The sequence below is a fragment of the Nocardia brasiliensis IFM 10847 genome (genome assembly GCF_000710915.1).
Lineage (GTDB): Bacteria > Actinomycetota > Actinomycetes > Mycobacteriales > Mycobacteriaceae > Nocardia > Nocardia brasiliensis_A.
In genome coordinates, this window is sequence record NZ_BAUA01000175.1 from 70,798 (window position 1) to 84,113 (window position 13,316).

The 13,316-nt window shown below is 67.6% G+C and carries 11 protein-coding genes; 4 read left to right on the top strand and 7 right to left on the bottom strand.

Annotation, left to right across the window (positions count from 1 at the left end; genetic code table 11):
* Nucleotides 1-52 precede the first annotated feature (52 nt).
* Nucleotides 53-919 carry a DUF302 domain-containing protein gene (locus NBRGI_RS50005; RefSeq protein ID WP_158439972.1) on the bottom strand — a complete coding sequence of 289 codons (867 nt, stop codon included), beginning with the start codon at nt 917-919 and terminating at the stop codon, nt 53-55.
* Nucleotides 920-1,166: 247 nt separating this feature from the next.
* Between NBRGI_RS50005 and NBRGI_RS45665 the strand changes: the two genes are divergently transcribed.
* From NBRGI_RS45665 to NBRGI_RS34495, 4 genes are all read left to right on the top strand, one after another.
* Complete coding sequence (locus NBRGI_RS45665) at nt 1,167-1,763, top strand: Rv1733c family protein (RefSeq protein WP_029901363.1); 597 nt, start codon at nt 1,167-1,169, stop codon at nt 1,761-1,763.
* Nucleotides 1,764-1,767: 4 nt separating this feature from the next.
* Nucleotides 1,768-2,055 (top strand): SHOCT domain-containing protein, encoded by a 288-nt coding sequence (locus NBRGI_RS34485; protein ID WP_051728245.1) that lies wholly within the window; start codon nt 1,768-1,770, stop codon nt 2,053-2,055.
* A gap of 21 nt (nt 2,056-2,076) precedes the next feature.
* Entirely contained in the window at nt 2,077-2,976 is a 900-nt protein-coding gene (locus tag NBRGI_RS34490) for a universal stress protein (protein ID WP_029901365.1), read from the top strand.
* 228 nt (nt 2,977-3,204) lie between these two features.
* Nucleotides 3,205-4,605, top strand: coding sequence for a serine hydrolase domain-containing protein (locus tag NBRGI_RS34495; RefSeq protein WP_235211195.1), 1,401 nt, complete (start codon nt 3,205-3,207; stop codon nt 4,603-4,605).
* A gap of 8 nt (nt 4,606-4,613) precedes the next feature.
* Here NBRGI_RS34495 and NBRGI_RS34500 read toward each other — a convergent pair whose 3' ends face one another.
* The 6 genes from NBRGI_RS34500 to NBRGI_RS34525 form a co-directional block, all read right to left on the bottom strand.
* On the bottom strand, nt 4,614-4,895 hold the full coding sequence (locus tag NBRGI_RS34500) for a hypothetical protein (RefSeq protein WP_051728246.1): 282 nt from the start codon (nt 4,893-4,895) through the stop codon (nt 4,614-4,616).
* Nucleotides 4,896-4,908: 13 nt separating this feature from the next.
* On the bottom strand, nt 4,909-7,215 hold the full coding sequence (gene ppsA, locus NBRGI_RS34505) for a phosphoenolpyruvate synthase (RefSeq protein WP_036561942.1): 2,307 nt from the start codon (nt 7,213-7,215) through the stop codon (nt 4,909-4,911).
* 131 nt (nt 7,216-7,346) lie between these two features.
* The gene (locus tag NBRGI_RS34510) at nt 7,347-7,901 is read right to left on the bottom strand and encodes a flavodoxin domain-containing protein (RefSeq protein ID WP_029901369.1); all 555 of its coding nucleotides are present in this window, start codon (nt 7,899-7,901) and stop codon (nt 7,347-7,349) included.
* Nucleotides 7,902-7,972: 71 nt separating this feature from the next.
* Complete coding sequence (locus tag NBRGI_RS34515; RefSeq protein WP_029901370.1) at nt 7,973-10,537, bottom strand: cation-translocating P-type ATPase; 2,565 nt, start codon at nt 10,535-10,537, stop codon at nt 7,973-7,975.
* Between the two features lie 71 nt (nt 10,538-10,608).
* Nucleotides 10,609-12,999 (bottom strand): flippase-like domain-containing protein, encoded by a 2,391-nt coding sequence (locus tag NBRGI_RS34520; protein ID WP_029901371.1) that lies wholly within the window; start codon nt 12,997-12,999, stop codon nt 10,609-10,611.
* Between the two features lie 90 nt (nt 13,000-13,089).
* The coding region (locus NBRGI_RS34525; protein WP_029901372.1) for a phosphatase PAP2 family protein at nt 13,090-13,316 on the bottom strand (227 nt) is incomplete at its 5' end.

Here is a 13,316-nt window from a genome sequence, read left to right on the forward strand (position 1 = left end):
ACTGCGCCGCCTGGGGTATCTGGACCAGCTCGGCTCCTACCCCGCTCGGCTCCTACCCCGCCTTGTGCGCAACAGCGGTGAGCGCTGCAGCCAGACGTGACCTCGCGTCGTGCGCGATCGCGCGCAGCCCTGGCTGGTTGTCCGCGCGCAGCAGCAGGTCGGGGTCCATTGCTTCGACGACAACGGTCCCGTCCTCGGCGCGCACCACCACGTTGCAGGGCAGCAGCTTTCCGACCTGGCGGTCTATCTCGAGCGCCTGGTGTGCGAGGTTCGGGTTGCACGCGCCGAGGATGAGATAGTCCTCCATGTCGGTGCCGAGTTTGGCGAGAAGTGTTGCACGGACGTCGATTTCGGTAAGCACGCCGAAACCCTGCGTGGCGAGTGCGTCGCGAACCATCGATACGGCCCGGGTGAACGGCACCGAGACTCGCACGGTGAGTTCGGCGGGGGCGATGGGAAGGCGGATCTCGGTGAGCAGGTCGCGTGGGTCGAGTGCTTCGTCCGGCGCGACCAGATACACCTCGGTGGGCGGCCCGGCCTGCTGGTACGACGAGCCACGCAGCCACTCGTAGAGCGCGTTGTACGCGTCGCCGATCAGGTGGTAGGAACCGCGATGCGTGAGGCGCGCGAACATCTGAGGCTCGGTCTGGCGCAGCGTCATTTCCTCGTTGGCGCCGCCGACGGGATTCGGGGAAACCGGCAATCCGAAGTCGACCTCGGTCTCGGTGCCGGGCCGGAATTCCCCGATATAGGTGGTGGTCGGTGGTCCGATCGGGGTGAGACCATTGGCCGCGGCGAGCCCGTAGAGCGCGTCCATTCCGCTGCCGATGTCTTCGCCGGCCTGGTCGGTGCGCACCGTGCGGCGCAGTTCGAGGACGGTGTACGGGGCCGAATGGTCGACCGAGATCTGATACGCCATGACCTGCTCCTCGATGTTCGCCTGTCCGGCTGGGGAATTGGCGTGCGGTATCGACGCTAGGCAGCCGTCGGGTTGCGCGAATAGTGCCGAACCGACATGCCCGAAGGGACTTTCGGCCGCGCGTTGCCGAAGGGATCCGTAAGACGGGTATCTCGGCCGCTGACCAGGGGACCTTGTTCTCTGCCAGCGTGCCGGTCCGCGCGGGATGCTGGAAGCCGACACAAGACCTGAGGCGAGGTGAACGGCGATGTCCGAGCACACGATCATCCCGATCCACGCGTCGTGGATTCGACTGATTCGCTGGTGGTCGACCCAACCGTGGAGTCCCAATCCCCTGCTGCGCGCATCGGATCGCTGTGCGGGTGCGGTACGGCTCATCGCGGCACTGGCTGTGCTGGTGGCGGTGCCGGTGGCGGGTGCGCTCGGCACGTCGGCCTACACCGAGAGTGCCGCACGGATCGACCTCGAGCGAGCCACGAAACACAGTGTCAGCGCGGTACTTACGGAGAACCCCACCAAGACCGCGGCGTACGAGTACCAGGCCCGCGTTCAGTGGATGGACGCAGAACATCCGGGTACTGCCGTCGTACCGGTGCCGCGCGGACGGCAATTCGGTGACCTGGTGACGATCTGGCTCGGCGCGGACGGTTCGCCGACCACCGAGCCACCGGAAGCCGTAGCCGCCGTCCTGACCGGGATCGGTGTGGGTGTCGTCGTTCTCGTCGGCACCTGGCTGTGTGGGTGGTGCCTGGTTCGTGGCACCGAATGGGTGCTGAATCGGCACCGCAATGCCCGATGGGCCGACGAGTGGCGGCAACTCAGCCGCCCGATAAGTAAGGACTGACAAGATGATGTATTGGTATGGCGACGCTCCGCACTGGTGGATGTTCGCGCTCATGATCGTGTTCGCATTACCGCTGTGGGTCGCCGTTGTCGTCGCGATCATGGCGCTCAGCCGGGGCGAGATCGCCTCGGAGCCGAAATCGCAAGGGCCCGTGCGGCTGGCGCCGGAGGCGTTGCTGGCCGAACGTTTCGCCAGCGGCGAGCTGGACGAGACGGAATATCTGCGCCGTCTGGCCGTGCTGCGCCCCGCCTCCGCTCAGAAACCGAGCGACTCGCACCACCGGCAGCACTGAAAACTCGAGAGGCTGGAATCCATGACTACCGAAAACGTTTCGTCGGCAACACGATCCGATCAGATCATCGCCGCGGTCGACGGCTCGGCGAGCTCGTACCAGGCCGCCGCATGGGCGGCTGTCGAAGCGACGTTGCATCATCGTCGGCTCCATCTGGTGACCTCGATGGCGATTCGAACCGGCTACGGGCCCGGTATGTCGTTGGGCGAAACCGACCTGGAATGGCTGCGCCGCGACGGCGAACGAATCCTGCACGAGGCCAAGCGCATCGCACGCACCGCCGCACCGGGTGAACAGCCCTCGATCACCACGGAGGTGTCGTTCGAACTGGTGATCCCGATGCTGATCGAACGGTCCGCGCACGCGTCGATGCTGGTGGTCGGCAGCCGCGGCATGGGCGCGTTCCAGCGTGGGTTGCTCGGATCGGTCAGCACGGCAACAACCCATCACGCCCACTGCCCTGTCGCGGTGATCCACCAGATCTCGGCCATCGATGCGGTGTCGGCGACCCTGCCGGTGCTCGTCGGTGTGGACGGCACCGCCAACAGTGTGCCCGCCCTGGAGCTCGCGTTCGAGGAAGCGTCCCAGCGCAAGGTCGGTCTCACCGCTCTGCACGCCTGGAGCGACGTCAGCAGTCTGGACCTGCCGGTCGCGGGCTGGGACGGCGCACAGGATTCGGCCGAGGCCATCCTCGCCGAGAGCCTCGCCGGCTACGCCGAGCGTTACCCCGATGTAGCCGTGCGCCGAATCGTCAAGGCAGATCGTCCGGTTCGCTCATTGCTGGACGAGTCCGCCAACGCTCAACTGGTCGTGGTCGGCAGCCACGGTCGAGGCGGCTTCGCGAGCATGCTGCTCGGCTCGACCAGTAACGCACTGCTGCATTCGGTCGAGGCCCCGATGATCGTCGTCCGCCAACGCTGACACACCACCAGCGGAGATCGCCGGTCCGGTAGCGCGGGACCGGCGATCCCGCGCGGACCAGTTGGGACCAAAGTCCTTCGAATACCCGCCGATGTGCTCCATCAGGCGAGTCGCCTTCTGTTGCAAGCTATTTCCTGAGCATCGCGGAGTGGACGCTCCGACGAGGGACACGGAGGCGCTATGTCCGGCGAACACGAAATCCGATCATCCGGTACGAGCAGCGCAGGATTGACGCACCGTATCGCCGAAGTGCTGAATCGGCGGCCCGCCGTGGGTTTCGCCGCTGCGGTCGTGCGCGACGGAAGATTGTCATCTTTCGTCGGCCACGGAGCTGCCGATCTCGAATCCCAGCGGCCGATCACCGAGCACACGGTCTTCCGTATCGCGTCGATCACCAAGACCTTTACCGCAATCGCCGCCATGCAACTCTGGGAGCGTGGGCTGGTAGACCTCGACGCGCCCGCGAATGCCTATCTGCGCGCGTATCGGTTGGTTCCCGCCCGCCCGGAGTTCGGGCACGCCACGCTGCGGCATCTGCTCACGCACACCTCCGGCGTGAGCGAGATCGTTCGCCCTGCACAACTATTGCGTCCCGACTTCGGTGAGAGCGTGCCATCGGGGCGACCGGTGCCGACGTTGAGCGAGTACTACCGGGGAGCATTGCGCACCAGCGCCGAACCCGGGACGCGGTGGATCTATACCGATCACGGCTTCGCCACCGTCGGCCAGATCGTCGAGGATGTCAGTGGTATGCCGTTGGCGCAGTATCTGCGCGAGCGTATCTTCCGACCGCTCGGCATGGCCGAGACCGACCTCGAACCGTCCCGAATCGACCGGGGTCGACAAGCAACCGGATACACTTTCCGATCCCGTGGTGCGCGGGCCGTCACAGATCGGGCGATGGTGACCGCTGCCGCGTCCTCGGCCTACTCGACGGTGCGTGATATGGCGCGATACCTCTCGGCGCTGACGGGCGGCGGCGCGAACGACCATGGGTCGGTTCTCGAACCGGCAACGCTGGCACAAATGTTCGCACCGCAGTACCAGCCCGATCCGCGTTTGCCAGGAATGGGATTGGCGTTCTTCCGCGGCGAACTCGGTACGCACACGGTATTCGAGCATCAAGGAATTCTGCCGGGGTTCAACTCCCAGATCTGGTTCGCACCGGATGCTCGTGTCGGCGTGCTCGCCTTCACCAACGGCGCGCATCAAGCGACGTTGTGGCTGCCTGCCGAAACGTCGGCGCTGCTCGGAGACGAGCTCGGCGTCGCGCCCGCCACCGTTCGTACCGACATCCCGCACGAGCCGGCGATCTGGTCGCAGATCTGCGGTTCCTATCACATGCGCGGCGCGCTCACCGACGCACGCGCCCGGATGATGGTGGGTGCTGGCGCCGAGGTTCGAATCCGCAGCGGTAGACCACTCTTGCGAATCCGCACCCCGATCCCAGCCCTCCTGCGTGGCCTGCCCCTGCATCCCGACGACGACAAGGATGCGTACGCTTTTCGAATCGATCTCTCCGCGTTCGGTATTCCCTCTGCGCGAGTGGTTTTCGGCACCGACGCGTACACCGGCAGCGCGACGTTGCATGTCGACCTGCTGCCGATGACGCTGTACAAGCGCAGATGACCCACTGATCAGTGCTCTGCGGTCGGCGGCTGCACAGCGTGGCGTTCGGCAAGCCGGCGCAGTCGTTCGTGTTCGAGCAGGAACAGCGTCACGCTGATGCCGAAACACAGGGCGGTCGCGCTGGATCCGAGGGCAACCCAACCGGTGAATCCGTAACCGGCGGCGGTGAGGGTGCCGGCTGTGCCGACGATTCCGCAAAGGAACAATGCGATCCCGGGAAGGTTATAGGTGTCGGCGAGACTCTCGCCCGGCTTGCTGTGATATGGCGCGCGAGAAGGGTTCTTGCTCATAGCATTTCCTCGATCAATTGGCAGGTGCTGGTGGGGTGGAAGCGAACCGCGCATCGGCGAGAGCGCGATCGAGCAGCAGCCGTCGTTCGGCGGCGGCGACGGTGCGGCGGGCCGCCGGGGCGGCGTCCGGGGTCACCGAGATCGACGTAATCCCCATTCGTACCAAGTGTTCGGCGAACTCTGGGTGGTTCGACGGAGCTTGGCCGCACAGGGACGAGGTGATGCCGAGGCGGCGGGCAGTGGTGACGATGCGGGCGATGGCGTCGAGGACCGCCGGATCGGATTCGTCGAAGAGTTCGGCGCACTGCTCGGAGTCACGATCCACGCCGAGCATGAGCTGGGTCAGGTCGTTGCTGCCGATCGAGACGCCGTCGATACCGAGTCCGACATATTCGGGCAGCCAGTGCACGACCGACGGCACTTCGGCCATCACCCAGCGGTGCAGCCCGCGGTGCTTGCCCAGGGGACTGGCGTCGACCAGTTCGAGGCAGGCTTCCAGCTCCCAACGGGTGCGCACGAACGGAATCATCAAGTGCAGGTTCGGAGTTTGTTCGCGGACCCGGGCGAGGGCGGCGAGTTCCAGTGCGAAGAGTTCGGGCTCGCGGATGTAGCGGTAGCAGCCTCGATATCCGATCATCGGGTTGTGCTCGATCGGCTCGTAACGGCTGCCGCCGGTGAGCGCCCGGAACTCGTTGCTGCGCAAGTCGGTTGCGCGGTAGACGACTGGCCGTGGCTGGAAGGCGGCGGTGATTCGGTGCAGTGATTCGGCCATGCGGTCGATGAAATGCTGCTCCTCACCGCGCGCGACGAGCTCACGCGGGTGTCTGCCACCGAGTGCGGTGGTGAGCAAGGTTTCGGCGCGCAGCAACCCGACTCCGTCGACGTCGGTCTTCGCCACCTTCTCGGCAGCGTCGGGCAGAGCGAGGTTGACATAGATTCGGGTTGCTGTGGCCTCCGTGGCAGCGGCGCGGACCGGCTGGGCCGCAACCGCGCCGATGCTCGACGCCGGTTTGCCCGCGCGAACCTCCCCTGCGGATCCGTCGACGGTGACCACAAGGCCGTTGCCGAGCGCCGTGGTCGCGGTACGGGCGCCCACGATGCAGGGCACACCGAGCTCGCGCGCGACGATCGCCGCGTGGCAGGTCATGCCGCCGCTGTCGGTGACGATCGCCGCGGCGCGAGTGAGGGTGGGCAGCCAATCGGGGTTGGTCATCGGTGCCACCAGCACTTCACCGTCGCGCAGTGACTGACCTTGTGCGGGCGAGGACAAGACACGAACCACACCGGTGGCCGTGCCCGGCGCGGCGGCGAGGCCGCGGACGAGGACGGGCAGCGGGATCGGTCCCGCGATGGGCTGCTGCTGGGGGCTGTCGGGCAGCATCGTGATCGGGCGCGCCTGCACGAGCCAGAGGGTGTCGTCGTCGAAGGTCCACTCGACGTCCTGCGGTGTGCCGCCGTGATGGTGCTGGACGGCGAGCGCGAGCCGCGCGACCGCGCTCGCCTGCGCGTCGTTCAGCACCGGCGCGTCGGTCCCCGTCAGGTCGATCTGCCGATCGCCGTCTGGTCCGGCGACGATCTCGAAAGTTTGGTGGCCCCTGCGGCTTTCCAACAACGTGGGCCCGGCGGAGTCGAACAGATACGTGTCCGGTTCGGTCGCACCGGACACCACCACCTCGCCCTGGCCGCGCGCGGCGTCGATGACGACCCGGTCGCGGCGGCCGGTGGCGGGGTCTGCGGTGAACGCGACACCGGACTGCCGGGCGGCGACCATGCGCTGCACCACGACGGCCATCACGGGCCGCTGGTGCATCCCCCGCCTGGCCCGATAGGTCACTACCCGGGGACTGAACAGCGAAGCCCAGCAATCGATGACGGTCGCCAGCAGCTTGTCGTCACCGCGTACGTTGGTACGGGAGACGTTCATTCCGGCGAACGACGACGTGGCGCCGTCCTCGCCGATGGCGGAGGAGCGAACCGCCACCGCGACCTTCTCGCCGAGGAGGTGGTAAGCGGACAGGACGGCATCGCGCACCGCGCCATCGATCGTCGCCTCGTGTACGAGTTCGCGCATGCGACGGCACAATTGGGCGACGCGTGCGGTGTCGTCGACGGATTCGAGGGCCTCGGTGTGCAGCCGGTCCAGTTCGACTCCGTGCTGCCCCTCGGTGATCACCTCGTCATAGCACGAGCGCAGAATGACGAAACCGGGTGGCACCGGCAGCGCTGCGGCCACCAACTCACCCAGGTTCGCGCCTTTACCTCCGGCCTTGTCCGCGTCGGCGAGCCGCAGCTCGTCGAATCCGGCCACATAGTCGCCCATTTCGGCTCCGATCTCGGTATCTGATTGGTGTTCAGCGTCTCTCGCGGCGTCGGTCGATCACTACTGCCGAAGGTCCCGTCCAGGTGCGCCATTGGGCCTGGGGACGGTTAGGTGTTCGGCGGCCGCGGTGGTCAGGGGCGAACAGTTGTCGCGTTGGCGTTCGGCAAGCCCAGCGATTGGGCGATCATCGTCGACCAGGTGCGAATCGTGTGCCAGTTACGCAGGTCCCCGTACCGGCCTCCGCCCATGAGGCGATAGAGCAGTCGCGCTCGCAGTGAGATCCCGGCGCGTTCGTAGTGTCCGGCGAAGGGGCGGTAGTCCCACGGGCTGACCGTTTCACACAGGGCGGCAATCTTTTTCGGCACGATGGCGCCCAGGCGTCGACCGATCGGTCCACGCAACGCGGGGCCGAGTCCGACGCTGAACATCCACACATCGGACTTGCGTAGTTCGTCGCGATGGTTGCGCACAAACGACTCCAATTCGGGCAGCAGGGCCATGTTGTGCACGGCGCTGCCCAGAACGACGCCGTCGAAGCGGGTCAGCTCGGGTGCGTGCTCGACGTCACTGAGCTCGACCTCGGCGCCGCGATCGGTGAGGTCGGCGGCGATGAACTCCGCGATATCGCGCGTGGATCCTTGGGCGGTCGCGTAGATGACCGCGATTCTGATGGGTTTCGTTTCCATGCCCACAGCGTGGCTCACCGGCACATCTCCAGGTCAGAGCCGTGTTACCCGGCCTGTAGGGACCAACGACCTCAGTGCGGTCGCGGTCGGCGGTGGCGGCGGGCGCGCACCGCCTTGTGCGCGGTGTCGGCGAGCACGAGCGCGGGAATCGCCAGGGCAGCGGCCGCCCAACCGAGCCAGTTCGGCGGAGCTCCGCCCAGCAGGCCCGGTAACGGTGGCAGCCAGAGGAACGCGACCAACAGCACCAGTTCGGCCGCTATCGCCAACAGCAGCAATGGATTTCCCCGCCAGCCGCGGGCCCCGACCCAGCGCGTTTCGCTGCGGCAGGCGAAAGCGTTGGTCAACTGCCCGAGGACAACTGCGGTGAACAGCGTGCCGGACGCCGTCGCGACCAGCCCGGGGTCAGCCGGGACGCCGGGGCGCCAGTCGCCGGCCCCGAGAACGAGCAGGAAGGCGATCATGCCGACGCCTGCCTCGGCCGGGCCGAGCACGCCGAAGACCCGCCGCAGCAGTTTCGCGTCCATCAGGGTGCCGGTGCGGGCGGGCCCGGTCATGGTGCGGGGGTTCGGCGGTTCGACACCGAGCGCGAGGGCGGGCAGCATATCTGTGCCGATATCGAGGGCGAGTACCTGTAACACGGTGAATCCCAACGGTATCGCGCCACCGGATGCGGCCCACACCGCGAATGGGGCGAGCTCTGCGACATTGTCGGTCAGGTGGTAGGTGAGGAACCGGCGGATATTCGCGAATGTCGCGCGGCCGAGCTGTACCGCCGCGACGATGGTGCCGAAGTGGTCGTCCAGTAGCACCAGGTCTGCTGCTTCGCGGGCGACATCGGTACCCGATGCCCCCATGGCGATGCCGATATCGGCCGAACGCAGCGCCGGCCCGTCGTTGACACCGTCGCCGGTCATGGCGACCACATGTCCGTGCCGCTGCAGTGCCACCGCGATCCGCAACTTCTGTTCCGGCGCGACTCTGGCCACGACGACGCCGTCGCGGTCGAGCAGCGCCGCGAGAGCGGCGTCATCTGCCGGAAGGTCTTTGCCTTCCACCACGATTCGGTCGTCCCCGAGCAGATCGACCTCGGCGGCGACGGCCGCGGCGGTGCCGGGGTGATCGCCGGTGATCATGGCGACTTTGATGCCGGCGCGTCGGCAAGCGGTGATCGCGTCGGCGACATCGGGCCGGGGTGGGTCCTCGAGCGCGATCAGTCCGAGCAATCGCGCGGGCTGATCCGGGTCGGCAGCCACCGCGGCGGCGATCACCCGCAGCCCGCGTGCGGCCATGCGGTCGACCTCTTCGCTCGCGGCGGCGACCGCGCCATCGGCGGGGTCGCAGAGCGCGAACACCGCTTCCGCGGCTCCCGTGATGTGCAGGCCGTCGGCGTCGATGACCGACGCGCGACGGGTGTGGGTGTCGAAGGGCTCTCGGGCCACCGCGGGTGGCGCTGGGCGTACACCGGCGCGTGCGGCCAGCACATGCACGGCGACTTCCATCGGGTCGCCCACCGGAAGCCATCGGCCCCCGTGCCGGTGGGCGTGGGCATCCGGTGAACACCGCGCCGCCGAGTCCGCGGCGCGGCGCGCGGCGGCGATCGCGGCTTTCGGACCGATCAACGTGCCTTCCGGGTCGTAGCCCGCACCTCGGGCCGTGGCAGTGCCCTGGGGTGTCCACACCTCGACGGCCTGCATCTCGTTGCGGGTCAGCGTTCCGGTCTTGTCCGTGCAGATGAACGTCGTCGCGCCGAGCGTCTCGACCGATTCCAGCCTGCGTACCAGCGCCTGCGCACCTGCCATCCGCTGCGCCGCGCGGGCGAGTGACAGCGTCACCGTCGGCAGCAATCCTTCGGGTACCAGCGCCACGGTGACCCCGATCGCGAAGAGCAAGCTCTCGGTGGTGTCCTGTCCGAGCATCGCGAACACCCCGAAGGAGAGCACGCCGACCGCCACGGCGATCATCGCGACCACGCGCACCACCCGGTGCAGTTGCCGGGTGAGCGGGCTCGGCGGCCGCACCGCCCGTGCGGTGACCGCGGCGAGACCCGCCAGTCTGGTCGTACCGCCCGTCGCGGTCACCCGAGCCTCGCCCCGGCCGGCAACGACATACGTGCCGGCCAGCACGACCTGTCCAGCTGATCGGGACACCGGCTTGCTTTCCCCGGTCAGCATCGATTCGTCGACATCGAGCCGTTGGGCGTCGAGTATTTCGGCGTCGGCGCAGACCCGGTCGCCGGCCTCCAGCACCACGAGGTCGCCGACCACCAGATCCATCGATTCCACCAGACGTACCCGCCCGTCCCGGCGCACCCGAGTCCGCACCGGGAGCAGATCACGTAGGCGCTCGGCCGCACGATCGGCGCGGTACTCCTGTGCGAAGGCGAAGACACCGTTCAGCACGACCACCACTGCGATGGCCACGGCCAGCGCAGGCATACCGGCCAGCAATGCCAAACCGGCTGCGACCCAGAGCATCAGGGCGAAAAAGTGGGTCAGTTGCGCCAGCAGGAGCACGACCGGATTGGGGCGTGGCGGTGCGGGTAGGGTGTTCGGTCCGTCCTGGTGCCGTCGGGTGGCGACCTCCGCCTCGGACAGACCGCACCGAGCAGTAGTTGGCGCGTGGGTCGACGGATGCATGGTGTCAGCCTGCCTGTCAGTGCTCGCGCGGGTCAGAGCCTACGTACCCGGCTCCACGGGACCAACGTCCCTCAGAGAAACCGTTGGCGGCGCAGAGATTTGAAGGAGATGAAACCCGCTGCCGCCGGCAACCAGAAGGTCGCCAGCCGGTAGGCGAGCACACCCGCGACGGCCGGTGGACCCGCGACACCACCGACCATCAAGCCCGCGACCAGCGCCGCTTCGACGACCCCCAGACCGGCCGGTGTGGGACTCGCCGCACCCAGCGCGGAGCCGCCGAGAAAGACTGCCGCGACCAAGGCCGCCGACGCCTGCCCCCCGAAGGCGTGCACGGCGAAACCAAGCGCCGCTATATAGGCGATGTTGACGGTGACCTGCCCGCCGACGAGCAGGACGGCGCGCCGCGGCTCGCGCAGGATGTCGGCCATGCCGCGTGCCGCGGTACGCACGTCGGCGAGTAGACGGGGTCGGCGCAGCAGCACCGCGACCGCGATGCCGAGAACGGTCATCACCGCGACAAAGGCGATCAGCAACGTCCACGCGGACGGCAGGGCGGCGGTGAGCAGTAGTCGGGTCTGGCCCAACCACACGCCGACGGCGGCCAATTCGATGAGGTGTAGGACCACGCCGGACGCGATCGTGAGGGCAACGGCCGCGACGGCGGTAGCCCTGCTCAGACCGCAGCGCTCCAGATATCGCTCGTTGACCGCGGTACCCCCGAGACCATAGGGCATCAGGCGATTCGCGAAAGACGTTGCCAACTGCACATTCATCGTTCGACCGAACGCGAGTGGCTGCGGGCTGGCGCCCAGCAGAGCCAGTGCCGCCGCCGCGTACGACGTGGCCGACATTGCCAGCGCGCCCGCCAGCCACTGCCATTGCGCCTCGTCGATGGTGCGCATCGTCTGCCCGAGCTGTCCGATCTGTGGCAACAGCACGTAGGTCGCGAATATTGTGGCGGCGATCCATCCGAGAGTGCGCCAGCGGAACCGCAGCAGCACCTCCGGTGGCGCGGGGGTGGTTTCGGTCGCATCGGCGACGGCCGCGCGCAGCTCCACGAGCAGACCGCGACGGTGCCGGACGGCGCTACGGGTAGCGGTCGCCAAAGCGAGCGGCTGAAGCAGCGGTGCCGCTTCGGCCAACGCGGCGGAGCCGAGGACACTACGAGCGGTTTCCACCGCGCGGGTGGCCCCGACCTTCAGGCTCATCGATACGAGGAGTTCGGCGACATCGGCGGCGAGCCGACGGTCCGAGGCGCCGGATTCACCGAAGCCGAAGTCGACGATCCACGGTGTGCCGCGTTCATCGATGAGTATGTTGGCCAGCCGTAGATCGCGGTGGGCGATGCGGGCGGCCCGCAACAGCGCGAGCTGGCACCAGATATCGGAAAGCAGCTCGTCAGTGACCGGCTCAGGGACCGCTCGTGCGAAATTCCTTCCGGGAATGCGTGTTTCGGCGAGCCACCCTTCGCCGTCGGGGGTAACACCGACCGACACGACCGTCGGCGTGCGCACACCGGCTCGCTGCGCGAGCAATGCGATGAAGGCCTCGTGCTCGGCTTCCTGTTTCGGTGTTGTGAAAGGAGTTTCGTCCTCGATCTCGCGGAACACCAAGTGCCGGAACAATTTGAACAGCACGTCGGAGTTGCGCTCGTGGTAGCCGATGACTTTGACGAACAGGTCGCCGGCGCCGTTCGCTGTACTCACCAGGAACGGGCGCGAGCCGCGCGCGTCCAGTGTCACGGGAGCGACCTGCAGCGGTCGTAGCCCGGCGGCCGCCAAGGCACGGTGCAGGGCGGGCGCCTCCGTGCGGTGCACCGGTGCGCCCCAGAGCAAGTGCAGGGCCGCGGCCACAGTCCAGCCGAGGGCCGCGCCGCCGAAGACATCGAGTACGAGGTGGGCTCCGACGAAGACGCGCGACATCGCGACCACCCCGGCGAGCGCCCAGACGATCCGTCGCCACGGTCGCGGCAACCAGGGCGAGGCCGCGGCGGCCAACGCGGCCGCGACGGCGGCGTGCCCGGACACGAAACCGAGACCACCCTGCTGTGTGCGCAGGTTCAGTTCGTCGAGCAGCACATCCGGACGTGCCCGGCCGATCAGGGACTTGATCTCGATCGCAAGCAGGTACGCCAGGGTTCCGGCGGCGGCGAGGTCGCGCGCCAGCCTGACCCGCCGCGTGCACAGCGCCGCGACGGCGACCGCCCCGACCGCGCCGATAGTGCCCAACTGCATGACGACGAACAGGATCGGCATCACCCAGGAGGGAAGATCATTGATCACCCGGAACAGGTCGACCTCGAGCGCGGGCACTTCGGTGTGTCGTGCGACCAGGGCCGAAATACCAAGTGCAGCAACCCCGAGCGCGACCCGAACGGCATCTCCCAGATGGCGTTGCGTGACGCGCGGATAGGTCTCGCTCGGGGATTGTGCGGTGCGTGCCTGTACTGCTTCGGCCGTCATCTTCTCGTCTTTCGTCGGTGCGTTGAACTGTCGCAAGCCGCAACACCCGTCGACCAGGGGCCTTCGGCTCGCACAGCGAGGCCGATCGGCCTATCGTTCGCGGCGTCTCGGCGCGACGTCGAGCACGATGTCGATCAATCCGCCCACGGCGAGACCGGCTCCCGCGCCGCCGATCACATCGAGTGGTGCGTGCGCCCCCAGATAGATCCGTGCCAGTGCGGCGACGACCGCGATCGCCACCATGGCCACCCTGGCGCGGCCGCGTAGATACGGCCATAGCAGCGCGACCGTACCGAACAGGATGATCGCGTGTCCGG